Genomic DNA, 25,273 nt, shown 5'->3' on the forward strand with positions numbered 1-25,273 from the left:
GCGATGACGGTTGCGGTGCGCATCATCCCCTGCCTCGACGTCGACGCCGGACGCGTCGTGAAGGGCGTCAACTTCGAGAACCTCAGGGACGCGGGCGACCCGGTCGAACTGGCCGCGCGGTACGACGCCGAGGGCGCCGACGAGCTGACCTTCCTCGACATCACCGCGTCATCCGGTGAGCGGGAGACCATGCTCGACGTGGTGCGCCGTACGGCGGAGCAGGTCTTCATCCCGCTGACCGTCGGCGGCGGCGTGCGGTCGGCCGACGACGTGGACCGCCTGCTGCGCGCGGGCGCCGACAAGGTCGGCGTCAACACCGCCGCGATCGCCCGGCCGGAACTGCTGACCGAGGCGTCCCGACGGTTCGGGTCCCAGTGCATCGTGCTGTCGGTGGACGCGCGCCGGGTGGTCGACGGCCCGCCCACGCCCTCCGGGTTCGAGGTGACCACTCACGGCGGGCGCCGGGGAACCGGCATCGACGCGGTGGAGTGGGCGAGGCGCGGCGAGGAACTGGGCGTCGGAGAGATCCTGCTCAACTCGATGGACGGCGACGGCACCAAGGCGGGATACGACCTGGAGATGCTGCGGGCCGTACGGGCCGCGGTGAGCGTCCCCCTGATCGCCTCCGGCGGCGCCGGGCGGCTGGAGGACTTCCCGCCCGCCGTGGAGGCCGGAGCGGACGCCGTGCTGGCCGCCTCGGTCTTCCACTTCGGCCAGCTCAAGATCCACGAGGTCAAGGACACGTTGCGGGCGGCCGGTCACCCGGTCCGCTGAACCAGCGGGGCGGGCCGGGCCCTCACCGCCCGGCCCGCCCCGTACGTCCTCGCGTCCTCGAAGACCATTCGCCGGTCAGTCGTCGTCGATCTCCACGATGGCCGTGGGGAAGGCCGCGGGGCCGGTGCCGAGCGAGGAGGACGCCTGCGACTGGTACTGCCACTGCGCCTGGTAGGGGCCGTCACAGCCCCGGCCGGACACCTGGTAGGCGGAACCGGTGTGGCCGACGGGGACGACCGTCTCGGCGAACGCTCTGGGCGCCGGTTGCGCGGCCGTGAGACCGATGGCGGCGAGGACCGCGAGACCGAGCGGGCTCGGGAATCGCATGGCGGGCATACTGCCTCCTGTCCTGCTGAACGTGTCCTGACTGGCCTGCCTGGACTGGCGCGGACGCGGCGATCCGGATCGGCATCTCCAATGGTCACCGGGCCTGCCGTGGGCGTCCAGGCGTTCAGCTATAAACAGGGCGATATGCGGATGAATCCGGCATAAGGGATTTCGTATCCCTTTCTCGTCTTGGTGGCGAGAGGTCGTGCTTTGCCGGGACGAGGCGTGAAGAGGGCTGGGCCGTGACGGCGACTCCGCCGGTCCGGCAGGTTCGAGACGGACTGGTGTAATAGCGGTCCGTACGGGTAAAGGGGGTGGACTGGTGGCGCGCGCCTCCCCACTCCCGGGTGTGCGGGAAGGACCGCGCCCGATGGGCCGCGACTCCGGTCGCGGAGCGTGGCGTGCCCGGCGCGCCGAGTGACGCGTTGAGGGGACGGGTCGCGGAGACGGGTGGGAAGAGGCCGGCGGAGCGAGGGCGGTTGCCCTGCCGGCCCTGTGGGCCCTGTCGGGAGAGCGTGGCCGTGCCGGAACGGGTTCCTTCACGGCCCCGTGAGGGGTCTCGCGGCCCGGACGCCGCGAGGATCGGCCTCAGGACCGGGTTAGGACCGGGGTAGGACCGAGGTGAAGAAGGTGGCGAGCCGGCTGGCTCCCGTGTTGACGGTGTCGAACACACCACGGACGGCGCCCGCCGCCGCGTGCGGCTGGTTGTAGAGGTAGAAAACTACGAACGCGATGGCCGCGTACGTAAGAACCTTCTTCAACTTCATCGGGGGGGCCTCCTGCTGTCGGTTTCCCGGACGTTTGTACCCGGCGGCAGGAATGATCATAACTAGCCGCGAGGACACGAGCCCGTTCCGCTCTCATCGTGAGACGGACCGGAGGCGTGGTTGAGACGGGCGCGGCCCGGCCTCCCGCGGCCCCGGGCGGTCAGCCCGACACGAGCGAGGTGAAGAAGGCCGAAAGGCGCTCCGCGCCCGTCGTGATGCCTCCGAACAGGTTCCTGACCGCGGCGGCGGCGTTCGCCGGCTGGGTGAACAAGTAGAAGATCACAAAGGCGACGGCCACATAGGTCAGGACCTTTTTGAGGTTCATCGGGGCTCCCAAACACTCATGTCTGGATCACATGCTGCCCCATATCAAGATGTTTACGTGGGAATTCCGGGCAGTTCCCACTGTGGCCTGATCACAGGCCGAATCTGGCCTGCCGCAGCCGGGCGACCGTCTGGTCGTCCCCCTGGAAGGTCACCCGGGCGTGCTCCTGCCGGCCGAAGGCGAACAGCAGCAGTTCGGCCGGCTCGCCGGTGACCACGACGGCGGGCTCGGCCATGCGGCCCGCCGTCCTCGCCCCGTCCGGGCGCCGGAGCACGACGCCCACCGGCGCCCCGCGCATGAAGAAGCGGGCGCCGCCCCGCAGCCGCCGCCAGAACGTCTCCTGGAGGTCCTCGGGGAGCTCGCGGGGCTCCCAGCCGGGCTGCGCCCGGCGCACGTCCTCGTGGTGGACGAACAGCTCGACGGTGTTGACGACCGCGTCCAGGGCCGGCACCAGTCCGTACGGCGTCCAGCGCGGCGGGCCGTTCCGCACGAGCCCCACCAGTTCGGGGTAGGAGTGGCGCAGCGTGAGACGCTCCTGCACGGCGGCGGTGTGGCCCGCCAGGAGCGGCAGCGCGATTCCCGGGGCCGCGTCGAGGCGGCGCTCGCGGAGCACGAGATGGGCCGCGAGGTCCTGGGTGGCCCAGCCCTCGCACAGCGTGGGCGCGCCGGGGCCGAGGTCGTCGAGCAGGTCGCAGAGCGCCGCGCGCTCCGTACGGGCGTGAGTCACGTGATCAGCCTACGGCCGGCGCCCCGGCCGCCCCGAAACGGAGCGGCCGGAATAAACCGCTTGATCAGGATGATAGGGAGTAACTAGGGCCGCGACTGCCGGGGTCTGCCCCGGGATCTTCCCGGGGGCAGGACTGGCGGGAGGGGCCCGGGCACTAGGACCAATGGCTTGGGCGGGCGTGGGCCCTGGGACCGATCCGGCGGCCCGCCCGCATGGGTATCGTCCCCGTCCGGGACGCTCACAGGGAGCGGACCCGGACGATCCCCGACCGGAAGGAAGCACACCGCGTGCCGACGAAGGAGTCTCCCGCGCCGCCCGGCAGCTCGATCATGCTCCAGGGTCTCAAGGTCCTCGGCGTGGCGATCAGGACGGAGCCGCGGATCTTCATCGGCGCGGTCCTCGCCAGCGCCCTCTACGGAGGGATGACCGTCGCGTCGTCCTGGGCGCTCGGCTGGGCGACCGACAACGCCGTGCTGCCGGCGTTCCGGGACCACGAGGCCACCACCGGCGGGCTCGTCGCCGCGGCGGCGCTGATCGTGGGCGTCGCGGTGCTCAAGGCCGCGGGCGTCATGGGCCGCCGGATCATGGCCGGCATCCACCAGTACCGCATGCAGGCCCACTCGCGCCGCGCGGTCACCCGCCAGTACCTGCGGCTGCCGCTCGCCTGGCACCACCGCCACCCGACCGGGCAGCTGCTCTCCAACGCCAACTCCGACGTCGAGGCGGCCTGGGCGCCGCTCGCGCCGCTGCCGATGGCGGTGGGCGTGGTCGTGATGCTCGTGACGGCCGCCGTGGCGATCGTGCTGGTCGACCCCGTCCTCGCCGTCGTCGGCTTCCTGATCTTCCCCGCCGTGGCCGTGCTCAACCTGGTCTACCAGCGCAGGCTTTCGCCGCTGGCCATGCGGGCCCAGGCGCTGCGGGCCGAGGTGAGCGAGGTCGCGCACGAGAGCTTCGACGGCGCGCTCGTCGTCAAGACCCTCGGCCGGGAGGACGCCGAGACCATCCGGTTCCAGGCGAAGGCCGACGCGCTGCGGGACGCCAACATCGCCGTCGGCCGGGTCCGGGGCCTGTTCGACCCCCTGCTGGAGGCGCTGCCCACGCTCGGCGTGCTGGCCGTGCTGCTCGTCGGCTCGCTGCGCCTGGAGTCGGGCGGCGTCGCGGCCGGCGACCTGATCCAGGTGGCCTACCTCTTCACGCTCCTGTCCTTCCCCATCCGCGCGCTCGGCTGGGTGCTGGCCGAGCTGCCGCGCAGCGTCGTCGGCTGGACACGGATCAGGGACGTCCTCGACGCCACCGGCTCCATGGAGCACGGCACGGCCCGCCTGGACGCCCCCGGCCCGGCCCAGCTGGCCGCCGAGGGCGTCGGCTTCGCGTACGTCCCCGGGAGCCCGGTGCTGAAGGACGTGACCTTCGCGGTCACGCCGGGCCGCACGACCGCGATCGTCGGCCCCACCGGCGCCGGCAAGTCGACCCTCACCCAGTTGCTCGCGCGGCTCGTCGACCCCGGCGAGGGCGTCGTACGGGTCGACGGGATCGACCTGCGCGACGTGGCCAGGGGAGAGGTCAGCCGCTCGGTGGCGCTCGTCCCGCAGCAGACGTTCCTGTTCGACGACACCGTGCGCGGCAACGTCACGCTCGGCGAGGCCGTCCCGGACGAGCGGGTCTGGGCCGCGCTGCGCCTCGCCCAGGCCGACGGGTTCGTCAGCGCGCTGCCGTCCGGCCTCGACACTCGCATCGGAGAGCGCGGCGCGACGCTGTCCGGCGGGCAGCGGCAGCGCCTCGCCCTGGCCCGCGCCCTCGTGCGCGAGCCCCGGCTGCTGATCCTCGACGACGCCACCTCCAGCGTCGACCCGCAGGTCGAAAAGCGCATCCTGTACGGCCTGCGCGACGGCGCGGCCGAGGCCACGGTGATCGTGGTCGCCTACCGGATGGCGACGATCGCCCTCGCCGACGAGGTCGTCTACCTGGAGCAGGGCGTCGTCGTGGACCAGGGCGCGCACGAGGAACTGCTGGCCCGCTGCGCGGGCTACCGCGCCCTCGTCACCGCGTACGAGCGCGAGGAGGCCGAACGGGCCGCGCTCGACAGCGGCGAGGAGGTCGTGGCATGACGAACCGTTCAGGGCTTTCAGTGCGGCTTGCGGAAGGGAGCGTGGCCCGGTGACCGCCGTCACGGACACGGGAAAGGACACGGGGAAGACGGGGGAGACCTCCGCGCTGCGGTCGGCCGACCGCGGGGCGGTGGAGACACTCCGGCAGGGCCTGCGGCTGTCGCCGGAGTTCCGCCGCGGGATCGCCGGGACTCTGGCGCTGGCCGTGCTGGCCACGCTGGGCAAGGTCGTCGTGCCGGTCGCCGTGCAGCAGGTGATCGACCGGGGTCTGGGGCAGGGCGCGCCCGACGTGCCGTTCATCCGCGACGCCGTCGCCCTCTGCGCGGTCGCGGTGGCGCTGACCGCGGTGTGCGGCTACCTCATGAACGTGCGGCTCTACCGCTCCACGGAGTCGGGCCTCGCCACCCTGCGCGGCAAGGGCTTCCGGCACGTGCACGACCTGTCGGTCCTGACGCAGAACAGCGAGCGGCGCGGCGGCCTGGTCTCCCGGGTCACCGGAGACGTCGACCAGATCAGCGCCTTCATGCAGTGGGGTGGCCTGATGGTCATCGTGTCCGTCGGCCAGCTGCTGGTCGCGACCGTGCTCATGGCCGTCTACTCCTGGCAGCTCACGCTGCTGGTGTGGGCCTGCTTCCTGCCGGTGATGCTGGCCCTGCCGAGGTTCCAGCGCCTGGTGGCCAGGGCGTATACCCGGGTGCGCGAGCGGGCCGGCGACGTGCTCGCCGCGGTCAGCGAGTCGGTCGTCGGCAGCGCGGTGATCCGCGCGTACGGCTCGGAGGACCGCACCGCCGAGCGGATCGACCAGGCGGTGGACGGGATGCGCGCGGCGCAGACCCGGGCCCAGAAGATCGTCGGGTTCACGTTCCCGACCACCGAGCTGGTCGCCTCGGCCGCCGTCGCGCTGGTGGTCGTCGCCGGGGTCGAGCTGGGCGTCGCCGGGTCCATCACGGCGGGGCGGCTCATCGCGTTCCTGTTCCTGATCACCCTGTTCGTCAGCCCGCTGCAGACCGCGACCGAGGTGCTGAACGAGGCGCAAAATGCGATCGCCGGCTGGCGCCGGATCCTCGGCGTGCTCGACACCCCGGCCGACGTGGCCGACCCGGAGAACGGCGCGACGCTGCCGCGCGGCCCGATCGCGGTCCGCTTCGAGGGGGTCGGCTTCGCCTACCCGGGCGGGCCGCCCGTCCTGCACGAGGTGTCGGCCGAGATCGCCCCGCGCACGCGGGTCGCGGTCGTGGGGGAGACCGGCTCGGGCAAGACGACCTTCGCCAAGCTCCTCACCCGGCTCATGGACCCGACCTCCGGCCGGATCCTGGTGGACGGGGTCGATCTGCGCGAGGTCGGCTTCGCCTCCCTGCGGGAGCGGATCGTCATGGTCCCGCAGGACGGCTTCCTGTTCGACTCGACGCTGGCCGGCAACATCCGCTTCGGGCGTCCCTCCGCGACCGACGAGGAGATCACGCGGGCCCTGACCGAGCTCGGCCTGGCCGACTGGCTCGACGGCCTCCCGGCCGGTCTGGACACCCCTGTCGGCCAGCGCGGCGAGTCGCTGTCGGCCGGCGAGCGGCAGCTGGTCGCGCTGGCCCGCGCCTACCTCGCCGACCCCGACCTGCTGCTGCTCGACGAGGCCACCTCCGCCGTGGACCCCGCCACCGAGGTGCGGCTCGCCCGGGCGCTCGACGGGGTCACCCGGGGCCGTACGGCGGTCTCGATCGCCCACCGCCTGTCCACCGCCCAGGCGGCCGACGAGATCCTGGTGTTCGAGCACGGCCGGATCGTCCAGCGCGGCCCCCACGCCGTGCTCGCCGCCCAGCCCGGCGTGTACGCCGACCTGTACGCCTCCTGGACCACCGCCACCACCGCTCGCTGAAATCCGGCGCGAAAGCCCGAGGTCAGCGACACCGCCGGTCGAAGTCCGTGTTCGCGGGGCCTGATGCACATGGGAATGATGGTGATCGGTGCGGTGGCGCATCTCGGTGTGATGGGCGGTCTGGCCGTACCGGCGCTGGTCGTGGCGGTCTCGGCGCTGCTGTTCGCCGTGGCGCGCGCACGGACGCTGGGCGTCTCGCTTTCGGCGATGGCCGTGGTCACGGCGGTCGCGGTGCTGCTGGTCGCCTGGGGCGGCGCGCCGGCGCGTGTGACGGCGGCGGGCGGCGTCCTCGCGCTGGGCGTGGGCGCCGGGATCTGGACGGCGGGCCGTGCGCGCCGTCGCCGCGCGGCCGCCCGGCTGGGCCGCCGGGAGTTACTGCGGCACGCGGCGGCCGTCCCGCGCGACGCGGCACGGGCGGAGCGGGCACGCTTCGCCACCGAGTTGCACGATGTGGCCGGGCACCGTCTCACGGGGGTTGTGGTGACGGCGGGTGCCGCGCTCCGGCTGGACGCCCCGGACCTGCGGGCGGCGGCGCTCCGGCACGCCGCGGAGGCCGGACGCGCCGCACTGGCGGAACTCGACGCTCTCGGCGCGTCGCTCGACCCCGCGCGCACGCTGCACGAGCTGGACGCCCTCGCCGCCGCGTTCGCGCAGGCCGGCTACCGCCGCGGCGTCCGGGTCGTCACCCGGGAAGGCGCGGCGCTCGCCTATCGCGTACTCAGAGAAGGGTTGACCAACGCCGCCCGGTACGCCGCCGGCGCCACCGTGCGGGCACGAGTGGACGCCGACGGCGACGTCCTCCTCGTCGAGGTGAGGGACAGCGGAGGGACGGCGGCCGGCGACGGCCTCGGCGCCGGCACGGGGCTGGACGCTCTGCGGCGTTCCGTGGCCGAGGCGGGCGGACGGTTCGACGCGGGCCCGCACGAGGGCGGGTGGCTCGTCCGGATGTCGCTTCCGGGCGCTGCCGGGGAGCCGCCGGTGCGGGCGCGGGCCGCCGGACGGCGGACGCACACGGTAGCACCCAGGGTTTGGCTGCGGCTGCGGGGGCCGGCCTCCGCCGACGCCGCGCTCGTGGTCCTGGCGTTCGCACTGCCCTTGGGAGCATGCCTGATTCCCGCCGGAGGGCCGGATGTGTTCCGTGGGTCCGCCGTGGCCGACGCGTTGCTGGCCGGGGTGCTTGCCGCCCACGCCGCACCGCTGGTGTGGCGGCGCAGCGCCCCGTGCGCGGCGGCGATGGCGGCCTGCGCCGTCGTGCTGGCGTGGCTGCTGTGCGAGCACTACGGCTGGACGCCGTCCCACGGAACCGACGTGCTGCTGTGGTGCTGGTGGGCGGATCTTCTGCTGGTCCACGCGGCAGCGTCGAGAGCGCGGCGTCGCGTGGCCGGAAGCTGGCCGGTGCCGCTCGTGGTGGCCGCCGTCGCCGGGGCGGCGCTGGCCGCAGACGGTGTGGCGCACCGCTTCACCGCCTGGGCCGTCTTCACCGCGGCCGCGCTCGTCCCCGCCCTGGTCTGCTGGGCCTTCGGCCTGCGTGCGGGACGGCGGCGGCGGGCCGGAAGCGACGCCTGGACCGCGCTGCACCGGGCCGTCGACGACCACGCGGCCGCTGCCGCGAACGAGGAGCGGGCGCGGCTGTTGCGGGGCCTGCGCGGCACCGCGTGCGCCCATGTCCGTGCCGCGGTCTCCGCCGCCGAACGCGAGGACCTCCAGGACGTCCTGACGCGGTCGCGGGCGGCGATGCTCGTCATGCAGGACCTGGTCACCGAGCTGCGCGCCGCACCCGCCGACGACGACCCGCCGCCAACCCTGGCCGGGATCCGCACGCTGGCCACGCGTCATCGCGCCGCCTTGCGCGTGACCGGCCCCGTCCGCCCTCTGCCCGCGTCCGCCGAGGTGATCGCCTACCGCACCGTCGAGGCGCTCATCGAGGACGAGACGCCGATCGGCCTTCACCACGTCCCGGACGGACTGGACCTGACCATCGGCCCACGCCGCCCCGGCGCCCCCGGCGTGCCGCGCCCATTGCGGGACCGGATCGACGCAGGGGGCGGGACGCTGAGCATCACCGCCGACGGTACGGTGCGGGTGTGGCTCCCACAAACCGATCCGGCGCGATCCGCGTGACGGTCGCCGACGACCAGCCGATCGTCCGCGCGGGCATCGCCGCCATTCTCGCCGCCGAGCCCGGTCTGCGGGTGGTCGACCAGTGCGGCGACGGAGAGACGGCCGTGCGGCAGGCCCTCGACCTGCGCCCGGACGTCGCGGTGCTCGACGTCCGCATGCCGGGCCTGGACGGTGTCGCGGCGACCGCGCGTGTGACGGCCGCTGCCCCCGAGGTGCGGGTCCTGCTCCTCACCAGCTTCGGCCTGGACGAGTACGTGTTCGGCGCGCTGCGGGCCGGAGCGTCGGGCTTCCTGCTCAAGACCGCCGAGCCGCAGCGCGTCGTCGATGCCGTCCGGGTCGTCGCCGCCGGGGACGCTCTCCTCGACCCAGCCGTCACCCGGCGGCTCATCGACCACTACGCCGCAGCGCCGGGCGGCTCGCCCGGCTCCGCGCCGCCGGCGACGCTGACGCCGCGGGAGACCGAGGTCCTGGTCCAGGTCGCGCGCGGACGCAGCAACGCCGAGATCGCCCGGGAGCTGTCCCTGAGCCCGGCCACCGTCAAGGACCATGTGGCGGTCATCCTGCGCAAACTGAACGTGCGCGACCGTGTCCAGGCCGCGATCGCCGCCTACGAGACGGGGCTGGTACGCCCCGGCGTTCGCTGACGGCCCCCGCCGCGCAGGGGGGACGGACCCCGCCGTCCGGCGGGGCGCGGGGCCTGTGCGATTCGTCGTCACGCAGGAGGAACGACGCGAACGGCGTACCTAGCCTGGACGGTATGCCAATGATCTTCCTCCGGCGCGCCGGCGGTGTGCTCATGATCCTGGTGGCGCTGGTCGCGGCGGTCGTCGCGGCCCTGGCCGCGTTCTTCTGCGCGGCCTTCGCGACCGCGCTCGTCCCGGTGTTGGTCGCGGCGGCCCTTGTGGCGTTCTTCGCGACCTTCTTCCTTTCGTGCTGGGCGGGACTCGCGCTGTTCGGACTCCAGCGCAGCCAGCGACCCGCCGCCCTGGCCGCCGCCGTCGCCACCGTCGTGTTCGGCGCGGCGGCCGGGGTCCCGCTGTTCCGGCCAATGCCCCGCCCCGTCGGCCCGCCCCCCGGTTCCGACGTCCGGTTCTGGGACCTGCCGACCGGCTCCCGTATCGCCTACAGTCACATTCCCGCCGTCGGCAGACCCCGTCCGGCGCCTGTGGTGTTCCTGCACGGCGGGCCCGGGACCGCCAACGACGGAATCTCCCCTGCCGGGCGCGCGCTGGCCGCCGACGGCTTCGATGTGTACGCGTACGACCAGCTCGGCTCGGGACGCTCCACCCGGCTGTCTGACATCCGCGGATATACCGTCGCACGGCAGGTCGCCGACCTGGACGCGATCCGCCGCCGGCTGGGCGCCGACAAGATCATCCTGATCGGGCAGTCGTGGGGCGGCGAACTGGCCGGACACTATCTGGCCGCACACCCCGAGCACGTGGCCAAGGCCGTGCTGAGCTCACCCGGCGTCCTGTGGTACGGGGCCTTCCGGGAACGCGCCAGCGGCGAACTGTGGGACCGGCTCTCACCGCGTCAGCGCGAGCGGGCCGAAAGCCTCGCCTCCAGCCCCCGTATGTCGGCGGCCCAGCTGCTGGCCGAGGTGAACCCGTCCGCCGCCCACGCCCTCTTGGGCGACGACGAGGCCGACGAGCTCTTCCGCCGGATCCTGGAGGCTTCGGTGTCCGCCGCGCAGTGCCCCGGCCGTCCACCGGCGTCGCTCCCGGCCAACCGCCCCGGCTTCTACGTCAACCAGATGACGATTGCCGACGCCCGGACCCTGCCCGATCCGCGTCCCCGCCTGCGTACCGTGACCATTCCGACGCTGGTGATGCGTGGCGAGTGCGATTACAAGGACTGGCAGGTCACCTACGACTACCGGCGCACCCTGCCCGACTCGACCCTGGTCTACGTCCCCCACGCCGGCCATGCCATCGCCATGGACCAGCCGGCCGTCTATCTCGCGGTGGTGCGAGCCTACCTGCTGGGCCACCGGCTCCCGCTCCCGCCCTACACCGCCGCCACCCCGCCCACCTGATCAGGCCTGCAGCGCGGCGGCGAGGCCCATCGGATTCCAGTAGCCGCGCAGGAGGAGGATCTGGGCCTCGCGGCCCTCGACGCGCACCGGCATCTCCGGCGGGGCCCCGGACTCCTCGGACGCCTCAGGGGCCTGCGCGCGGCTGCGCAGGCTCGATGGGCGCTTCCACATCGAGGTCGCGGCCGCCTCCCAGTCCGCACGCCTCACCCGGGAGGAGATCCGGTTACAGGCCGACATCGGACCGTTGCTCTGGCTTCCCCATGAGGCCCTGAGCGGGCACGACGAGACGGCGGCACAGCATCGCGCCATCGCCGAGGCCATCCGGCGCGGCGACGGCGAGCAGGCCAGGGCCGCCGCCGAGCGGCACGTGCTCGACACGACACCTCATCGAACTTCGGCTGCGGCTGCGGGAGTAGAGCATGAGCACACCGGTGTCCCTCGCACAGACCGGGCGCGACCACACCGCCGCGGTGGTCGCCCGGGTGCGCGAGGCGACCGAGGACGTCTTCGGGGCGCCGCGCGAGGTCCGCGCCGCCGCCGCCGCGTGCGTACGGCCGGGCGGCGGGGAACGCCGTCCGGTGGCGGGCGACCTCGCGGCGCTGCGCCCGCTGCTGTGGGCCCGGCTGCGCGGCTCCCACCTGCCCGCGCTCATCGCCAGCATCGGCTTCATCGCCGCGCCCGGCCTGCTGGCCGACGCGCCGTGGTATCTGGTGTGGTGGCGGGAGAACCCCTCCGGCGGCCCCGTGCAGCTCCTGCGGGACATGGACCCGGCGAGCAGCGCGTTCTACGACTACACCCACTGGGACTGGTACACCGGTCCGTCCTCGGGCGCTGAACGCACCATCTGCGGCCCGTACGTCGACTACCTGTGCACCGACGAGTACAGCCTCACGCTGTCGGTGCCCGTGGCGGCGGGCGGGGGCTTCGCCGGAGTCGCCGCGGCCGACGTGTTCGTCCGGCGCTTCGAGGGCGCGGTGTTCCCGGCGCTGCGCGAGATCCCGGGGCCGGCGTTCCTGGTGAACGCCGAGGGCCGGGTGATCGCCTCCAACACCGCGAGCTGGGTCGCCGGGTCGGTCTACCGAGGCGCCGAGGGCTTCGGCGTACGCCGGGTGGGCGACCTTCCGCTGTCGCTCGTCACCGCCGCCCGGTAGCGGCGGCGGGGGCGGCAGGGCGCTGCGGCACAATTGGCCACATGGCCCTCGACCCGAAGATCGCCGACCGGCTCAAGCGCACCCCGGACGGCCTGGTGCCCGCGATCGTCCAGCAGCACGACACCGGCGAGGTGCTGATGCTCGCCTGGATGGACGACGAGGCGCTGCACCGCACGCTCACCACCGGCCGGGCGACCTACTGGTCCCGCAGCCGGGGGGAGTACTGGGTGAAGGGCGACACCTCCGGCCACGTGCAGTGGGTCAGGCACGTCGCGCTCGACTGCGACGGCGACACGGTCCTGCTGAAGGTCGACCAGGTGGGGGCCGCCTGCCACACCGGTGACCGCACCTGCTTCGACGCCGACGTCCTCGATGTCCTCGACGTGACCGGCGCGCCGTGACCACTCCCGCCCCCGCACCCGCCCCCGGTCACGCCGCCGCGCCCGGCCGGGCCGGCCGTACGGCGGGGCGTTCGCTGCTCGTCTGGCTGGCCGCCTGCGCCGCCGGCGGCGGGCTCGCGCTGCTCGCCGCGGGCAGGCGGTGGGTGACGCTCGGCGCCGCCGGGGGCCCCGGGGAAGCGGGACAGGACGGCCTCACCGGCGGCGACCTGGTCGCCTGGCTCTCACCCGCCGCGCTGGCCGCGCTCGCCGCCGCGGTGGCCGTGCCGGCGGCGAGGGGGATCGGGCGGCGGGCGATCGGCGGGGTCGTCGCCCTGCTCGGCGCGGCGGTCGCGGCCGGAGCCTGGGACGGCACCCGCGACGCCACGGTCGCCGCCGCGGCCCGCGCGCACGCGACGACGGCGACGATCTCCGGCGCCGCGGTCCCGGTGGAGTCGCGCGCCTGGGTCTGGCCGCTGCTCGCCGCCGCGGGCGGGCTCGTCCTGCTCGGGTCCGGGGTGGTGGCGGCGGTGCGCGGCGCGCGCTGGCCCGGCATGTCGGGCAGGTACGAAAGGGGCGCCGGTCACGCCCGCACGGAGCCGGGAAGGGCTCCCGCGCGGGACGCCGACCGCGCCATGTGGGACGCGCTCGACGAGGGAGACGACCCCACCGACGACCCCACCGACGACCGCCGCTGAGCCGGTCCGCCCCGGTGCCGGATGGGCCGCGGACGTTGGACCGTTCCCACCTCAGATTACAAATCGCCCACAAACTGTGGTTCCGCTCCGACGGGTCGCCCGGCTGTCGATAGGCTTCGCGGCGACTTAGTTGATCGCACAGGAGACCGGATGAGCCACGGGTACCTGCCGGGTGACTCGGGCGGCCACGGCCACCCGCCCGGCGCGGGCGGCGTGCCGCCGGTCTCCGGCTATGGCCACGGCTATGGAAACGGGTACGGCTATCCGCCACCGCCCCCTCCGTACGGGTACCACCAACCCCATGGTCCCCGCACGAACGGCATGGCCGTCGCATCGCTCGTTCTCGGCGTTCTCGGCCTGCTCTTCTGCGGGGTTCCCGGGATCGCCGGCGTCATCTGTGGTCACGTCGCGTTGAACCAGACACGGCGGACGGGGGAACAGGGCCGGGGCCTCGCGATCGCCGGGCTGATCCTGTCCTATGCCGGCGCCGCCGTCTGGATCCTGTACGCGATCGGGCTGGGTCTGCTGGCGGCGCTGAGCGTCTCGCACGTCGCCGGTTAGTCCCCGCCCCGGGTCTCCCCCCTTCGCGTTCCTTCTCCCACTTTCGCTGGAGCTCCACATGACCTACGGAAACGACCCGTACAACCAGGGCGGTTACCCCCCTCAGCAGCCCCCCCAGCAGCCCGGTGGGCAGGGCGGGTACCCGCCGCCCCAGGGCGGCTACCCCCCGCCGCCGCAGGGCTCCTACCCCTCGCCCCCGCAGGGCGGCCAGTACGGCCCCGGCGCGTACGGCCCGCCCTCCGGCGGCTACGGCGGCCCCGAGCTCGCCCACTGGGGCCTGCGCGTCGGCTCCTACCTGATCGACGCCCTGATCGTCGGCATCCCGTCCGGCATCCTCTACATGATCGGCGGCTCCATGACCGCCAGTTCCCTGCAGGTGGACCCGAACACCGGGGAGGTCACGTCGACGGGCGGCGGCGGAATCGGCGTGATCATCTACCTTCTGGGCTTCGTCGTCGCGATCGGCGTCACCCTGTGGCTGAAGTACCAGGAGGGCACCACCGGCCAGACGGTGGGCAAGAAGGTCCTCGGCATCAAGACGGTCAAGGAGCAGACGGGCGAGTACATCGGCTTCGGCATGGCCTTCGTCCGGTCCCTCTGCCACATCGTCGACGGCCTGCCCTGCTACATCGGCTTCCTCTGGCCGCTGTGGGACGCCAAGCGGCAGACCTTCGCCGACAAGATCGTCGGCACCGTGGTCGTGCGCGCCTGAGCCGATAGGCTGAGTACGTGGACGTGACCGGACGGCGCGCGCGGGACCGGATACGGTCGCTGCGCGCGCCGTTCGGCGCCGCGGCCGGTCTCGCCGCGGCGGTGGCGTACCTGGCGGTGGTCGACCCGCACGAGCCGGGTCACTACCCCGTCTGTCCCTTCTACTACCTCACCGGTCTGTACTGCCCGGGCTGCGGCGCCCTGCGCGCCGTGCACGATCTCGCGCACGCCGACCTCGCCGGCGCCGCGCGCATGAACCTTCTCTTTGTCGTTTGCGTTCCTGTCGTGATCGCGGCATGGGCCAGGTGGACGTTACGATCATGGCAGGGGCGGCCCGTGGGCCCGGGTGCCGCACGCCCCGTCTACCTGTGGGGACTGATCGCCGTCGCGGCCGTCTTCTGGGTAGTGCGTAATGTGCCTTTCGGGCATTTCCTCGCTCCGTGACGCGACCCTGTGGCCGATCGACGCGAGACGGGCCGATACCATCGCAGGGCAGGAACGCAGAGCAGCCGACCGAGAGCAGCCGACCGGAGGGACCCTTGCGCGTGAGCGAGCGGACAGGTGATTCGCGCGAGCTCCGAGCCGAAGGCGAGGAGGACGCGTGAGTGTTCTTGACGACATCATCGTGGGCGTGCGGGAGGACCTCGAGGAGCGGCAGCGCGACGTGCCGATCGAGGAGCTCAAGCGCATCGCCGCCCGAGCCCCCGAGCCCCGGGACGCCTACGCCGCCCTCGGCGGCGACCGGGTCTCGGTGATCGCCGAAGTGAAGAGGTCGAGCCCGTCCAAGGGCGCGCTCGCCGCCATCGCCGACCCCGCCGCGCTCGCCGCCGACTACGAGGAGGGCGGCGCGCACGTCATCAGCGTGCTGACCGAGCGGCGCAGGTTCGGCGGCACGCTCGCCGACCTCGCGGCCGTGCGGGCCGCGGTCGACGTGCCCGTCCTGCGCAAGGACTTCATCGTCACCTCCTACCAGCTGTGGGAGGCCCGGGCGCACGGCGCCGACCTCGCCCTGCTGATCGTGGCGGCTCTCGACCAGCAGGCGCTCGTCTCGCTGATCGAGCGGGCCGAGTCGATCGGGCTCTGCCCGCTCGTCGAGGTGCACACCGAGGAGGAGCTGACCCGCGCGGTGGACGCCGGCGCGAAGGTCGTCGGCGTCAACGCCCGCGACCTGAAGACGCTGCAGGTGGACCGCGAGGTGTTCGCCAGGCTCGCGCCCAAGGTGCCGGACGGCGTCATAAAAATCGCGGAGTCCGGGGTGCGCGGGCCGCACGACCTGCTCGCGTACGCGCGGGCGGGGGCCGACGCGGTGCTGGTGGGCGAGAGCCTCGTCACCGGCAAGGACCCCAAGGCCGCGGTCAACGACCTGGTGACCGCGGGCGCGCACCCGGCCTCGCGGCAGGACACCGGCTCCGAGAGGCACCCGTGAACGACAGCACCGCAGAAGGAGGCCGAGTGACCTCGACGGACGAGACCATCATCACCCCCGCCGACCTGGCCGGGGGCGGGGTCGGCGGCGACGATCCGGACGTCCGGGGCAAGTTCGGCATATTCGGCGGCCGGTACGTGCCCGAGGCGCTCATCCCGGCCCTCGACGAGGTGGCCGCCGAGTACGAGAAGGCCAAGACCGATCTCGACTTCGTCCGCGAGTTCGACCACCTGCTGCGCACGTACGCGGGCCGTCCCACGACGCTGACCGAGGTGCCGCGTTTCGCGGAGCACGCGGGCGGCGCGCGGATCGTGCTCAAGCGCGAGGACCTCACCCACACCGGGGCCCACAAGATCAACAATGTGCTCGGCCAGGCGCTGCTGACCAGGCGGCTGGGCAAGCGGCGGGTCATCGCGGAGACCGGGGCGGGCCAGCACGGCGTCGCCACCGCCACCGCCGCGGCGCTGATGGGCCTGGAGTGCGTCATCTACATGGGCGCCGTCGACTGCGAGCGCCAGGCGCTCAACGTCGCCAGGATGAAGCTCCTCGGCGCGACGGTCGTCCCGGTCACGAACGGCAGCCAGACCCTCAAGGACGCCATCAACGAGGCGTTCCGCGACTGGGTCACCAACGTGGAGCACACCCACTACCTGTTCGGCACGGTCGCCGGGCCGCACCCGTTCCCCGAGATCGTCCGGGACTTCGCCCGGATCATCGGAGTCGAGGCGCGCCGCCAGGTGCGGGAGCTCACCGGCCGCCTGCCCGACGCGGTCTGCGCCGCCGTCGGCGGCGGGTCGAACGCCATCGGCCTCTTCCACGCCTTCATCCCGGACGAGGGCGTCCGCCTGTACGGCTACGAGGCCGGCGGTCGGGGCGCGGAGACCGGCGAACACGCGCTCACCCTCACCCAGGGCAGCGTCGGCGTGCTGCACGGCGCCCGCACCTACGTCCTGCAGGACGACGAGGGCCAGACGATCGAGTCGCACTCGATCTCCGCCGGTCTCGACTACCCCGGTGTGGGCCCCGAGCACGCGTGGCTCAAGGACAGCGGCCGCGCCACCTACGAGGGCGTGACCGACGAGGAGGCCATGGAGGCCTTCGCCCTGCTGGCGCGCACCGAGGGCATCATCCCGGCCATCGAGTCCTCCCACGCGCTCGCGGGCGCGCTGCGGCTCGGCCGCGAACTCGGCCCGGACGCCGTGATCCTGGTGAACCTCTCCGGACGCGGCGACAAGGACATGGGCACCGCCATGAAGTACTTCAACCTCTGATCCAGCATCGATAGGGCATCCCGATGACGACACTCCAGGCGGTGTTCGACAAGGCACGCGCCGAGGACAGGGCCGCGCTCGTCGGCTACCTGCCGGCCGGCTTTCCGACCAAGGACGGCGCGGTGAAGGCCGCGACCGCGATGGTCGAGGCCGGCTGCGACGTGATCGAGATCGGCCTGCCGTACTCCGATCCGCTGATGGACGGCCCGACGATCCAGGACGCGGTGCACCGGTCGCTGGAGAACGGCACCCGCATCGCCGACGTGCTGCGCACCGTCGAGGGCGTGGCGAAGTCCGGGGCCGCGACGCTGGTGATGACGTACTGGAACCCGATCGACCGCTACGGCGCCGAGCGCTTCGCCCGGGACCTCGCCTCGGCGGGCGGCGTCGGGACGATCACGCCGGACCTGACGCCCGAGGAGTCCGGGCCCTGGCTCGACGCGAGCCGGGAGTCCGGCCTCGGCACGGTCTTCCTCGTCGCGCCCAGCTCGCCGGACGAGCGCATCGCCCGGGTCGCCGCCTGCTGCACCGGTTTCGTGTACGCGGCCTCGCTGATGGGCGTGACCGGCGCAAGGGAGTCGGTCAGCTCGGCGGCCGAGGGACTGGTCAAGAAGACCAGGGCGCACACGTCGCTGCCGGTCTGCGTGGGTCTCGGCGTCGGGAACGGCGCCCAGGCCGCCGAGGTCGCGTCGTACGCCGACGGGGTCATCGTCGGGTCGGCCTTCATCCGGCGCCTGCTCGACGCGCCGGACGAGACGTCCGGTCTTGCGGCGGTACGCGAACTCGGGGAGGAACTCGCCAGGGGTGTCCGGCGCTGAGCCGAATCTCTGGCTTTCTCCCCCCGGTACCGCCGCGAGCAGCGGAAACGCCACCGCTTACCATGCTCTTATCCCGCACATGGTGAGGTTGGGTCCCGGTACTGTTCAGTCGGTGTTGCCTACCGGGCGAGGAGTCTGATGGTTCAGTTGGCATCCGGCGCTCAGGTGTCCGGCCGGTTACCGTCCGCGAAACCGGCGCTCCCTTGGGTCACGACCGCGGCGCGCGTCGTGCTGGCGGCCGTACTGATCGTCGCGGGCGCGCTCAAGATCGGAGCGCCCGCCCTGTCGGTGCAGGCGGTGCGCGCCTATCAGCTGCTGCCGGAGTCCCTGGCGCAGGTCGTCGGGTACGCCCTGCCCGTCGTGGAGATCATCGCGGGCCTGCTGCTGCTCGTCGGCCTGTTCACCCGGGTGGCGGCGGGAGTCGGCGGCGTGCTGATGGTGGCGTTCGTCATCGGCATCGGGTCCGCGTGGGCCAGAGGGCTGCGCATCGACTGCGGCTGCTTCGGCGGCGACGGCACCCTCGCCGCGGGTCAGGACCCGAACTACTTCTGGGAACTTGCACGTGACATCGGGCTGCTCGCCTGCGCGGCGTGGATCGTCGTGAAGCCGGTGAGCCGCCTGTCGCTTGACTCGGCTCTCGGTTTCGGGGGAACCCGGGAGCCGGTGGACGAGGACGGTCCGGACGAGGGCCGGGACGACCGCGACTGAGAGGCAGGACCGCGGGTCCGGCACTGGGTCCGGCCGCGGTGACAGCAGGGGGGAAGGTTCGTGAGCAAGCGGACGAGCGAGGCGGCCAAGGCGCGCATCGCGGCGCAGCGGGAGGCCCTGCGCAAGCAGGACCAGCGCAGGCGCGTCACGATGATCGCCACCATCGCGGTGGTCGTCGTGGTCGCGGCCGCCTTCGTCGTGTGGTCGGTGCGGCAGGGCGCCTCGGAGAAGGTCACCGGCGGCCTCGCCGCGGTGACCGTGCAGGAGGACGGGACCGTCGTCATGGCCCAGCCGGGGGTCACCACGCCCGTGGTCGACGTGTACGAGGACTTCCAGTGCCCGGCGTGCAAGCAGTTCGAGGAGACCAGCGGCGCCACGCTGAAGAACCTGGCCGCCGAGGGCAAGGCGAAGGTCGCCTACCACGTGATCACGATCTTCACGCAGGAGCCGACCAAGAGCAACTCGCTGCGCGCGGCCTCGGCCGCCCGGTGCGTCACGGACGGCCGGCAGTGGGTGGCGTTCCACGACAAGCTCTACAAGAACCAGCCAAGTGAGACCTCCAGCGGGTTCTCCGTGGACCAGCTGATCGCGTGGGGCAAGGAGGCGGGCGTGACCTCCTCCGGCTTCGACGACTGCGTACGCAAGCAGGGCAACGTCCAGGCGCACCAGACGTACACGCAGCAGGTCATGAGCACGCAGAAGCTGGGCGGCACGCCGACCATCAAGATCAACGGCAAGGAGCTCGACAGCACGACCGCGTTCGTGCCGAGCGCGCTGCGCGACGCCGTGGTGAACGCCGCCAAGAGCTGACCCGGGGGCGTACGCCCCGGTCGGGAGCCCTGGTCCGGATGCTGTGCACACGGATCAGGGCGCGGCTCCGGGGGCCCCGCCTGGCTTATGGCCAAAAGTGGGTGATCACCGTCCAAGGCCTCGCCTGATCGCAGCCTCGACTGGGGAGAAGGCCCCGTCCGCCCGGTCGAGCTGGAGCGGCTCGGCCGGGCCGAGTTTCGGCTGGCCAAGGAAACGCGGCTCTTTTCCGAGGTTCGGCTGGCCGGCGTGCACCAGAAACGGGTGACAGAGGTAGACGTCACCCGCGCTGCCCGTGGCGTGGACGACCGGACGACGCGTGGCGGCGCTCTCCGCACGCCGGGCCAGCTCCCTGGCGTCCAAGCCGTCCTCGCCCTCAGGTTCCAGGATCCGCGCCACGTCCAGGTGAGAACCCACGCGCAGGCGAGTCGGCGCGGCGTTCTCATCGATGTCCGAGAACAGGAAGAACATCAGCAGTGCGCGGTCCCTGGACTCGACGTTCGCACGCCAGGTCAGGTAGTCGCCCGGATCGGAGTCGTGGCCGGGGAAGCTCACATCGACGTGCCACCCGTCGACGACGGCCGGTTCGTCCCCTGGGAAGCGGATAACGAAGCCTCCCAGGCTCGTGCGGGGCAACCACCGCCCCATTCCCACGAGGTCGTCGAATGCGGCGTGCAGACGCGGCGTGTTGGCCGCGGTCTCGAACGGCGCCTGCGCGTAGTCCGGGCGTGCCGCCACCGGCCGCGGCCATGTGGCCGGATCGCCGGGATCGGCGTCGAGGTCCCGACAGATGATCTCGCGGCACTCGTCCGCGATCTCTCTGGGGAACGCGCCCTGGACTCGGACGAAGCCGTCTGTGATGAACGTCCTCACCTGCGCGTCGCTCAACATGCTCACAGCATCTTCGCCGCGGCGCCGTCATGCCAAAGCTTTATGGGAGTCCCGGTCGTGATCAGCGGTGTGCTCGATGAAGCCGAGTATGCGGGCAGCGACCAGTGCGGGTGCCCGTTCCGAACTCATTGCCAACCTCGGCTGGGCGCGACGGTTCATCCAGAGGTCAGTCTGTCCCTGGACCAACTTCCGTCGCGCCCTGCCGCAGTTCGCGGCGCCTCGGTCCGCCGGGCCGCCACCGGCCACTCGGCCGTGACGCCCCGGCGGAGCCGCGCCGGCCGGAGAAGTTCAGCCTCGGTGGGCCGGACGGTAGGACAGGCGGTCCAGGCCCACCCGGAGGCGGTGCTGGACCTCCACGATCGCGAGGTGCATGGTCTCCGCCTCGGCCTGGGCGTGCACGGGCTGCCCGTTGACGTCGAGGACCGCCCGCGCGGCGCACCGTTCTCCCGGGCTGAGCGACGGGCTGTAGGCGAGGCTGACCCTGGCGTAGAGGATCGGTTTGGCGGTGAACCTGGACACCGACGCGATGCGTTCCCGCGCCTCGGTGACCGCTCCCGCGGGCACCTGCCCGCTCGTCTCCACCATGACCGCCTCGGGCGTGAGTGTGTCGTTCATGATCGGAGTCTGCCCGTTTCGGCGCTCGGCTCACCAGGGACCTGTGGGACCGGCCGACGGCCCATGCGTCGCCTCTCGAAGGGCCGGACGCCCCTACCGCGCCGTCGCGGGTTTCGCCGTGGCGTGGCGGGTCACGATTCCGGCATGACCCGCGACGACCGTTTCGCCCCACACTCCATACCAGTCGGTGACCCCCGGCGGGACGTCGCCGTACGGATCCACCGGGCGATGACGGCCTTCGCGGCCGGCGACGCGCTCGGTGTGCCGTGGGAGGGGCGCGGGCCGGAGCGGATCGACCCCGAGCGGGTCGTCCGGCTCCCCGTCCCGGACAGGGGATGGCCGCGCGGGTCGACCTCGGACGACACGGCACAGATGGTGCTGGTCGCGCGGTGCCTGGCCGACACCGGGGGCCGCCCCACCTCCCTGGAGTTCCTGACCCGCCTCGCCGAGGCGGCTCCGGCCGTGCGCGGCCTCGGACCCACCACCCGGCACGCCCTGGCGCACTTCCACGCCACGGGTGAGCCGCCCGTACCCACGGCCGGAGACCGGCCGACCAACGGCGCGGCCATGCGCGCCGCCCCGATCGGCTGGGCCGTGCCGCCCGACCGGCCCGCTCTGCGCCGCCGGCTCTGCGAGGTCGTTTCCGCCGCGACGCACCGCGCGCCCGCGGCCGTGGCGGCGGCCTGTGTGATCGCGGCGATGGCGTCGCACGCCGTGGAGGGAGAGAGCGTGCCCGCCCTGCTGGAGGTGGCGGCGGACGAGGCCCGATGGGCGGTCGGGCTTCCCGAGCCTGCGGACGCCGTGATGGACAGCAGGGCGGACGGTGTGACGGCGGGCGGCCACCGGACACCTGCTGACGCACTGACGGGAGCCGTCACGCAAGCTGCGATGGAAGCCGTGGTGGACGCCGCTCACGGCCGGTGGACGCCCCCGTCCGAGGGGGTCTCGCTGGACGCCGCCGAGACCGTCGCCGCCGTGGTCCACGTGATGCGGGAGGCCCCCACCCTCGCCGCGGCGCTGCCGTACGCCGTGTCCCTGGGCGGCGACACCGACACGGTCGCCGCGCTCGTCGGCGGGGTCCTCGGCGCCCGCGAACCGGAAGGGGTGGCCGCGCTCGGCTGGCTCGGGCTGGTGGACCTCGGCGAGTATCCCGGACTGCCGGACCTCGCGGCCCGCCTGGCCGCCCTCCGCACGTCTCCGCCCCCGGAGTGACCCCGCCCAGGGCGGCCGGAGCACGTCCTTGTACCGATGAACGCGGCGGGCACCGGACTCGCCCCCTCTTGCGGTAACGTCACGTTACATGCCCCTCCTCGCCTCGATTCCCAGCCCGTCACAGGGGGTCTGGAATCTCGGACCGATCCCGATCCGCGCGTACGCCCTGTGCATCGTGCTCGGCGTCGTCGTCGCCGTCTGGATCGGCGAACGCCGCTGGCGCGCCCGTGGCGGCGCCCCCGGGACGGTCACCGACCTCGCGGTCTGGGCCGTGCCGTTCGGCCTCGTCGGCGGACGTCTCTATCACGTCATCACCGACTGGCAGATCTACTTCGGCTCCGACGCGCCCAAGCGGCCGATCGACGCCCTGTTCATCTGGGAGGGCGGCCTCGGCATCTGGGGCGCGGTCGCGCTCGGCGCGCTCGGCGTCTGGATCGCCTGCCGCCGCCGCGGCATCTCCTTCACGGCCGTGGCCGACACCCTCGCCCCCGGCGTGGCCGTCGCCCAGGCCATCGGCCGCTGGGGCAACTACTTCAACCAGGAGCTTTTCGGCGGCCCCACCACCCTGCCGTGGGCTCTGGAGATCGAGCCGGGCCGCCCGGGCACCGTCCCCGGCGCGAGCACCTACCACCCGACCTTCCTGTACGAGTCGCTGTGGGACCTGGCGCTCGCCGGCGTGCTGATCCTGGCCGCCCGCCGCTTCGGCCTCCGCCACGGCCGGGTGTTCGCGCTGTACATCGCGGGCTACACGCTGGGCCGCTTCTGGATCGAGGGGCTGCGGGTCGATCCCGCGCACGAGATCCTCGGCCTGCGGCTGAACCAGTGGACCTCGATCGTCATCTTCCTGTGCGCCGTCGCGTACCTGCTGCTGTCCCGCAACCGGACGGGTGAGGAGCCGGTCGGCGTCCTCGCGGGGGACGGCGAGGGCGCCGACCCCGCTCACCAGCGGGACCAGGCCGACGAGCCCGAGCTCGGCGGCGGGGAGGCCGGCGGCCCGCCCACCGCCCAGGAGGACACGACGGCGACCGACGGCACCGGCCCCGCGTCGGTGGACTCCGCATCGGTGGACTCCGCCTCCGCGGGATCCGATGACGCTCCGGCGGACTCCGGTGAGGGGGACAGGGCGCCGGCGGGCGCCGGCGCCACCGGCGACGGCGGGACCATGCCGGAACCGGAGGCCGGGCGGCGATGACCGAGGCCAGGACGGGGGCACGGGCCGAGGCACACCACCAGCACAGGGACGTCACCGGCGGATGGCTGCGGCCCGCGGTGTTCGGCGCGATGGACGGCCTGGTGTCCAACTTCGCGCTCATCGCGGGCGTCGCCGGCGGCACCGCAGAGACCAGGATCATCGCCCTCGCGGGCATCGCCGGCCTGGCCGCCGGAGCGTTCTCCATGGCGGGCGGCGAGTACGTGTCGGTCGCCAGCCAGCGCGAGCTGGCCGAGGCCGAGATCGACGTGGAGCGGCGGGAGCTGGAGCGGCATCCCGAGGCCGAGGAGGCCGAGCTGGCCCAGATGTACGTCCAGCGGGGCGTGGATCCGGAGACCGCCAGGGAGGTCGCGCGCCAGATCTCCCGCGACCCGGAGGAGGCGCTCGCCGTCCACACGCGGGCCGAGCTGGGCGTGGACCCCGGCGACCTGCCGTCGCCGCTGCTTGCCGCCGGGTCGTCGTTCCTGTCGTTCGCCCTCGGCGCCCTGGTCCCGCTCCTGCCGTACCTGCTCGGCGCGCGTAGCCTGTGGATCCCGGCCGCCGCGTCCATGGTGGCGCTGTTCGTCGCCGGCGCGGTGGTCTCGCGCGTGACGGCCAGAAGCTGGTGGTTCAGCGGCCTCCGCCAGCTCGTGGTGGGGGCCGTGGCGGCGGCGCTGACCTGGGGCCTGGGCTCGCTGATAGGAACCGGCGGTCTATGACCAAGCGCAAGCGCCGGTCGTCCGCGACGGCCGAGCGCTGGGCCGGATCCACCCTCACCGAACTCGGGCTGGACGACCGGCAGCAGCGCGTGCTCGTGTGGTCGGTGACCGCCGTGGGCGTGCTGGCGATCGCCCTGGTGCTGACACTGGTGGTCAACGCGCTGGGCGGAGGCGGACCCGCGGCGCCGACGGGAGCGACGGCGGACATCGCGGGCCAGGGGCTGCCGTCGTCCTTCCAGTCCTGGCCGTCGCTGAAGGAGTTCGCCCCGATCGCGGACCGCAAGGCGGACGGCGCGCCGCTGAGCGTCCAGGAGGTGTTCGGCGCCCGGACGCTCAGCGCGGGCAAGATCACGCTGCGCCGCCTCACCAGCCGTCTCGACCAGGCCTGCGGGGGAGCGGTGTGGGGCGCCGACCTCGCCGACTCCCTCGCGAAGGCCGGATGCACCCAGGCCGTCCGCGGCCTGTACGCCACGGCCGACGGGGGTTACCTCGCGCAGTACACGCTGTTCAACCTGTCGTCCGTCGCCGCCGCCGAGTCGCTGGCCACGTCGCTGGCGGATCTCTACCGGGGCTCCTGGGTGCAGCCGCTCGAATCCCCCCGGGCGAAGTTCGGCACCTACAGCGAGGCCAGCGCCCAGGTCATGGGGCACTATCTCGGCGTGGCCTGGATCGGCAGGACCGACGGCGCCGAACCGGGGGAGAACGACGACTTCGTCATGCTCGGCCTGGCCGTGCGGGAGGCGGAAAGAGCGGTCTTCCGCCGGGTGGTCGCGGTCGCCGGCGTCCCGTCGGACCCCGCGCAGCCGCCGGGCCCGGCCGACACCGCCCAGCCCGCGGAGGACCCGCCGTCCGATCCCGGCGCCTCTCCGGCCCCTTCCGCGACAGCGCCGCCGTCCCCCTCCGCCCAGTAGCACGCCCGGTGCGGGGGCCGGCAGCCCGTCGGCGCACCGGCCGGAGTCCCGGAAACGCGCCGTTCGCACCCGCCCGCCGGTATCCCGGCGGCTGGGAGCGGGGGGAGGGAACGCGGCGCCTCGGCTGGTCGCCGTGCGGGACTCGCCCTGC

28 protein-coding genes and 1 pseudogene are annotated in these 25,273 nt (G+C 73.3%); 22 read left to right on the forward strand and 7 right to left on the reverse strand.

Annotated features, from left to right (window positions below; translation table 11 throughout):
• Nucleotides 1-3: 3 nt before the first annotated feature.
• The gene (hisF, locus tag F5972_RS10000; RefSeq protein WP_150933123.1) at nucleotides 4-774 is read left to right on the forward strand and encodes an imidazole glycerol phosphate synthase subunit HisF; all 771 of its coding nucleotides are present in this window, start codon (nucleotides 4-6) and stop codon (nucleotides 772-774) included.
• Nucleotides 775-849: 75 nt separating this feature from the next.
• On the opposite strand, the gene F5972_RS10005 is transcribed toward hisF, so the two are convergent.
• The 4 genes from F5972_RS10005 to F5972_RS10010 all read right to left on the reverse strand — a co-directional run bounded on the left by F5972_RS10005 (nucleotide 850) and on the right by F5972_RS10010 (nucleotide 2,920).
• On the reverse strand, nucleotides 850-1,101 hold the full coding sequence (locus F5972_RS10005; protein WP_150933124.1) for a hypothetical protein: 252 nt from the start codon (nucleotides 1,099-1,101) through the stop codon (nucleotides 850-852).
• 599 nt (nucleotides 1,102-1,700) lie between these two features.
• Nucleotides 1,701-1,868: a hypothetical protein gene (locus F5972_RS37095; protein WP_165900427.1), complete on the reverse strand. Its 168-nt coding sequence runs from the start codon at nucleotides 1,866-1,868 to the stop codon at nucleotides 1,701-1,703.
• Between the two features lie 160 nt (nucleotides 1,869-2,028).
• Nucleotides 2,029-2,193, reverse strand: a complete 165-nt coding sequence (locus tag F5972_RS37100) for a hypothetical protein (protein WP_167521588.1) — start codon at nucleotides 2,191-2,193, stop codon at nucleotides 2,029-2,031.
• 91 nt (nucleotides 2,194-2,284) lie between these two features.
• Complete coding sequence (locus F5972_RS10010; protein ID WP_150933125.1) at nucleotides 2,285-2,920, reverse strand: TIGR03085 family metal-binding protein; 636 nt, start codon at nucleotides 2,918-2,920, stop codon at nucleotides 2,285-2,287.
• Nucleotides 2,921-3,249: 329 nt separating this feature from the next.
• On the opposite strand from F5972_RS10010, the gene F5972_RS10015 reads away from it, so the two are divergent.
• The 5 genes from F5972_RS10015 to F5972_RS10035 all read left to right on the forward strand — a co-directional run bounded on the left by F5972_RS10015 (nucleotide 3,250) and on the right by F5972_RS10035 (nucleotide 11,057).
• Nucleotides 3,250-5,028, forward strand: a complete 1,779-nt coding sequence (locus F5972_RS10015; protein WP_225311355.1) for an ABC transporter ATP-binding protein — start codon at nucleotides 3,250-3,252, stop codon at nucleotides 5,026-5,028.
• Between the two features lie 49 nt (nucleotides 5,029-5,077).
• Entirely contained in the window at nucleotides 5,078-6,898 is a 1,821-nt protein-coding gene (locus tag F5972_RS10020; RefSeq protein ID WP_150933127.1) for an ABC transporter ATP-binding protein, read from the forward strand.
• A gap of 69 nt (nucleotides 6,899-6,967) precedes the next feature.
• Nucleotides 6,968-9,019, forward strand: coding sequence for an ATP-binding protein (locus F5972_RS39165; RefSeq protein ID WP_150933128.1), 2,052 nt, complete (start codon nucleotides 6,968-6,970; stop codon nucleotides 9,017-9,019).
• The gene (locus F5972_RS10030; protein ID WP_150933129.1) at nucleotides 8,983-9,663 is read left to right on the forward strand and encodes a response regulator; all 681 of its coding nucleotides are present in this window, start codon (nucleotides 8,983-8,985) and stop codon (nucleotides 9,661-9,663) included. The genes F5972_RS39165 and F5972_RS10030 overlap by 37 nt, the downstream gene beginning before the upstream one ends.
• A gap of 113 nt (nucleotides 9,664-9,776) precedes the next feature.
• Nucleotides 9,777-11,057, forward strand: coding sequence for an alpha/beta fold hydrolase (locus tag F5972_RS10035; protein WP_150933130.1), 1,281 nt, complete (start codon nucleotides 9,777-9,779; stop codon nucleotides 11,055-11,057).
• Here F5972_RS10035 and F5972_RS37970 read toward each other — a convergent pair whose 3' ends face one another.
• A complete protein-coding gene (locus F5972_RS37970) occupies nucleotides 11,058-11,264 on the reverse strand; it encodes a hypothetical protein (protein WP_204283727.1) in 207 nt (68 codons plus the stop codon).
• Here F5972_RS37970 and F5972_RS39305 point away from each other — a divergent pair.
• The 12 genes and pseudogenes from F5972_RS39305 to F5972_RS10095 form a co-directional block, all read left to right on the forward strand.
• Nucleotides 11,227-11,367: pseudogene (locus tag F5972_RS39305) on the forward strand (GntR family transcriptional regulator); the annotation flags it as partial. The gene F5972_RS37970 and the pseudogene F5972_RS39305 sit on opposite strands and share 38 nt — an antisense overlap.
• A gap of 109 nt (nucleotides 11,368-11,476) precedes the next feature.
• Nucleotides 11,477-12,208 (forward strand): PDC sensor domain-containing protein, encoded by a 732-nt coding sequence (locus tag F5972_RS10045; RefSeq protein ID WP_150933131.1) that lies wholly within the window; start codon nucleotides 11,477-11,479, stop codon nucleotides 12,206-12,208.
• Between the two features lie 41 nt (nucleotides 12,209-12,249).
• Nucleotides 12,250-12,609 (forward strand): phosphoribosyl-AMP cyclohydrolase, encoded by a 360-nt coding sequence (gene hisI / locus F5972_RS10050; protein ID WP_150933132.1) that lies wholly within the window; start codon nucleotides 12,250-12,252, stop codon nucleotides 12,607-12,609.
• Entirely contained in the window at nucleotides 12,606-13,283 is a 678-nt protein-coding gene (locus F5972_RS10055) for a TIGR02234 family membrane protein (protein WP_191910041.1), read from the forward strand. The genes hisI and F5972_RS10055 overlap by 4 nt, the downstream gene beginning before the upstream one ends.
• A gap of 150 nt (nucleotides 13,284-13,433) precedes the next feature.
• Entirely contained in the window at nucleotides 13,434-13,844 is a 411-nt protein-coding gene (locus F5972_RS10060; RefSeq protein WP_191910042.1) for a DUF4190 domain-containing protein, read from the forward strand.
• 58 nt (nucleotides 13,845-13,902) lie between these two features.
• Complete coding sequence (locus F5972_RS10065) at nucleotides 13,903-14,556, forward strand: RDD family protein (protein ID WP_150933135.1); 654 nt, start codon at nucleotides 13,903-13,905, stop codon at nucleotides 14,554-14,556.
• Nucleotides 14,557-14,573: 17 nt separating this feature from the next.
• Nucleotides 14,574-14,999: a DUF2752 domain-containing protein gene (locus F5972_RS10070; protein ID WP_150933136.1), complete on the forward strand. Its 426-nt coding sequence runs from the start codon at nucleotides 14,574-14,576 to the stop codon at nucleotides 14,997-14,999.
• A gap of 157 nt (nucleotides 15,000-15,156) precedes the next feature.
• Complete coding sequence (trpC, locus tag F5972_RS10075; protein WP_150933137.1) at nucleotides 15,157-15,981, forward strand: indole-3-glycerol phosphate synthase TrpC; 825 nt, start codon at nucleotides 15,157-15,159, stop codon at nucleotides 15,979-15,981.
• A gap of 65 nt (nucleotides 15,982-16,046) precedes the next feature.
• Entirely contained in the window at nucleotides 16,047-17,252 is a 1,206-nt protein-coding gene (gene trpB / locus F5972_RS10080) for a tryptophan synthase subunit beta (RefSeq protein WP_225311357.1), read from the forward strand.
• Nucleotides 17,253-17,275: 23 nt separating this feature from the next.
• Complete coding sequence (gene trpA / locus F5972_RS10085) at nucleotides 17,276-18,070, forward strand: tryptophan synthase subunit alpha (RefSeq protein ID WP_150933139.1); 795 nt, start codon at nucleotides 17,276-17,278, stop codon at nucleotides 18,068-18,070.
• Nucleotides 18,071-18,208: 138 nt separating this feature from the next.
• On the forward strand, nucleotides 18,209-18,778 hold the full coding sequence (locus tag F5972_RS10090) for a DoxX family protein (RefSeq protein ID WP_150933140.1): 570 nt from the start codon (nucleotides 18,209-18,211) through the stop codon (nucleotides 18,776-18,778).
• A 60-nt stretch (nucleotides 18,779-18,838) separates the two neighbouring features.
• Nucleotides 18,839-19,588, forward strand: a complete 750-nt coding sequence (locus F5972_RS10095) for a DsbA family protein (protein WP_150933141.1) — start codon at nucleotides 18,839-18,841, stop codon at nucleotides 19,586-19,588.
• A gap of 105 nt (nucleotides 19,589-19,693) precedes the next feature.
• Here the strand turns inward: F5972_RS10095 and F5972_RS10100 are convergent, their stop codons facing one another.
• Both F5972_RS10100 and F5972_RS37105 read right to left on the reverse strand, forming a co-directional pair.
• A complete protein-coding gene (locus F5972_RS10100) occupies nucleotides 19,694-20,476 on the reverse strand; it encodes a phytanoyl-CoA dioxygenase family protein (protein WP_150933142.1) in 783 nt (260 codons plus the stop codon).
• Nucleotides 20,477-20,764: 288 nt separating this feature from the next.
• Nucleotides 20,765-21,091, reverse strand: a complete 327-nt coding sequence (locus tag F5972_RS37105; protein WP_191910043.1) for a hypothetical protein — start codon at nucleotides 21,089-21,091, stop codon at nucleotides 20,765-20,767.
• A 144-nt stretch (nucleotides 21,092-21,235) separates the two neighbouring features.
• Between F5972_RS37105 and F5972_RS10110 the strand changes: the two genes are divergently transcribed.
• From F5972_RS10110 to F5972_RS10125, 4 genes are all read left to right on the forward strand, one after another.
• The gene (locus F5972_RS10110) at nucleotides 21,236-22,303 is read left to right on the forward strand and encodes an ADP-ribosylglycohydrolase family protein (protein ID WP_191910044.1); all 1,068 of its coding nucleotides are present in this window, start codon (nucleotides 21,236-21,238) and stop codon (nucleotides 22,301-22,303) included.
• A gap of 88 nt (nucleotides 22,304-22,391) precedes the next feature.
• Nucleotides 22,392-23,495, forward strand: a complete 1,104-nt coding sequence (gene lgt / locus F5972_RS10115) for a prolipoprotein diacylglyceryl transferase (protein ID WP_150933144.1) — start codon at nucleotides 22,392-22,394, stop codon at nucleotides 23,493-23,495.
• Nucleotides 23,492-24,211 carry a VIT1/CCC1 transporter family protein gene (locus F5972_RS10120; protein ID WP_150933145.1) on the forward strand — a complete coding sequence of 240 codons (720 nt, stop codon included), beginning with the start codon at nucleotides 23,492-23,494 and terminating at the stop codon, nucleotides 24,209-24,211. The genes lgt and F5972_RS10120 overlap by 4 nt, the downstream gene beginning before the upstream one ends.
• The gene (locus F5972_RS10125) at nucleotides 24,208-25,122 is read left to right on the forward strand and encodes a hypothetical protein (RefSeq protein ID WP_150933146.1); all 915 of its coding nucleotides are present in this window, start codon (nucleotides 24,208-24,210) and stop codon (nucleotides 25,120-25,122) included. Before F5972_RS10120 ends, F5972_RS10125 begins: the two co-directional genes overlap by 4 nt.
• Nucleotides 25,123-25,273 lie beyond the last annotated feature (151 nt).

This window comes from Microbispora cellulosiformans (assembly GCF_008728085.1).
In the GTDB taxonomy this organism is placed as follows: Bacteria; Actinomycetota; Actinomycetes; order Streptosporangiales; family Streptosporangiaceae; genus Microbispora; species Microbispora amethystogenes.

What these genes read in the sequence shown, in the direction of transcription:
- F5972_RS10005 (WP_150933124.1), bottom strand. Translation starts at nt 1,101, where the DNA reads ATGCGATTCCCGAGCCCGCTCGGTCTCGCGGTCCTCGCCGCCATCGGT.
- F5972_RS10110 (WP_191910044.1), top strand. Translation starts at nt 21,236, where the DNA reads ATGACCCGCGACGACCGTTTCGCCCCACACTCCATACCAGTCGGTGAC.
- F5972_RS37105 (WP_191910043.1), bottom strand. Translation starts at nt 21,091, where the DNA reads ATGAACGACACACTCACGCCCGAGGCGGTCATGGTGGAGACGAGCGGG.
- F5972_RS10045 (WP_150933131.1), top strand. Translation starts at nt 11,477, where the DNA reads ATGAGCACACCGGTGTCCCTCGCACAGACCGGGCGCGACCACACCGCC.
- F5972_RS10090 (WP_150933140.1), top strand. Translation starts at nt 18,209, where the DNA reads ATGGTTCAGTTGGCATCCGGCGCTCAGGTGTCCGGCCGGTTACCGTCC.
- F5972_RS10015 (WP_225311355.1), top strand. Translation starts at nt 3,250, where the DNA reads ATGCTCCAGGGTCTCAAGGTCCTCGGCGTGGCGATCAGGACGGAGCCG.
- F5972_RS39165 (WP_150933128.1), top strand. Translation starts at nt 6,968, where the DNA reads ATGGGAATGATGGTGATCGGTGCGGTGGCGCATCTCGGTGTGATGGGC.
- lgt (WP_150933144.1), top strand. Translation starts at nt 22,392, where the DNA reads ATGCCCCTCCTCGCCTCGATTCCCAGCCCGTCACAGGGGGTCTGGAAT.
- F5972_RS10125 (WP_150933146.1), top strand. Translation starts at nt 24,208, where the DNA reads ATGACCAAGCGCAAGCGCCGGTCGTCCGCGACGGCCGAGCGCTGGGCC.
- F5972_RS10065 (WP_150933135.1), top strand. Translation starts at nt 13,903, where the DNA reads ATGACCTACGGAAACGACCCGTACAACCAGGGCGGTTACCCCCCTCAG.
- hisI (WP_150933132.1), top strand. Translation starts at nt 12,250, where the DNA reads ATGGCCCTCGACCCGAAGATCGCCGACCGGCTCAAGCGCACCCCGGAC.
- F5972_RS37095 (WP_165900427.1), bottom strand. Translation starts at nt 1,868, where the DNA reads ATGAAGTTGAAGAAGGTTCTTACGTACGCGGCCATCGCGTTCGTAGTT.
- F5972_RS10120 (WP_150933145.1), top strand. Translation starts at nt 23,492, where the DNA reads ATGACCGAGGCCAGGACGGGGGCACGGGCCGAGGCACACCACCAGCAC.
- hisF (WP_150933123.1), top strand. Translation starts at nt 4, where the DNA reads ATGACGGTTGCGGTGCGCATCATCCCCTGCCTCGACGTCGACGCCGGA.
- F5972_RS10100 (WP_150933142.1), bottom strand. Translation starts at nt 20,476, where the DNA reads ATGTTGAGCGACGCGCAGGTGAGGACGTTCATCACAGACGGCTTCGTC.
- trpA (WP_150933139.1), top strand. Translation starts at nt 17,276, where the DNA reads ATGACGACACTCCAGGCGGTGTTCGACAAGGCACGCGCCGAGGACAGG.
- F5972_RS37100 (WP_167521588.1), bottom strand. Translation starts at nt 2,193, where the DNA reads ATGAACCTCAAAAAGGTCCTGACCTATGTGGCCGTCGCCTTTGTGATC.
- F5972_RS10035 (WP_150933130.1), top strand. Translation starts at nt 9,777, where the DNA reads ATGCCAATGATCTTCCTCCGGCGCGCCGGCGGTGTGCTCATGATCCTG.
- F5972_RS10060 (WP_191910042.1), top strand. Translation starts at nt 13,434, where the DNA reads ATGAGCCACGGGTACCTGCCGGGTGACTCGGGCGGCCACGGCCACCCG.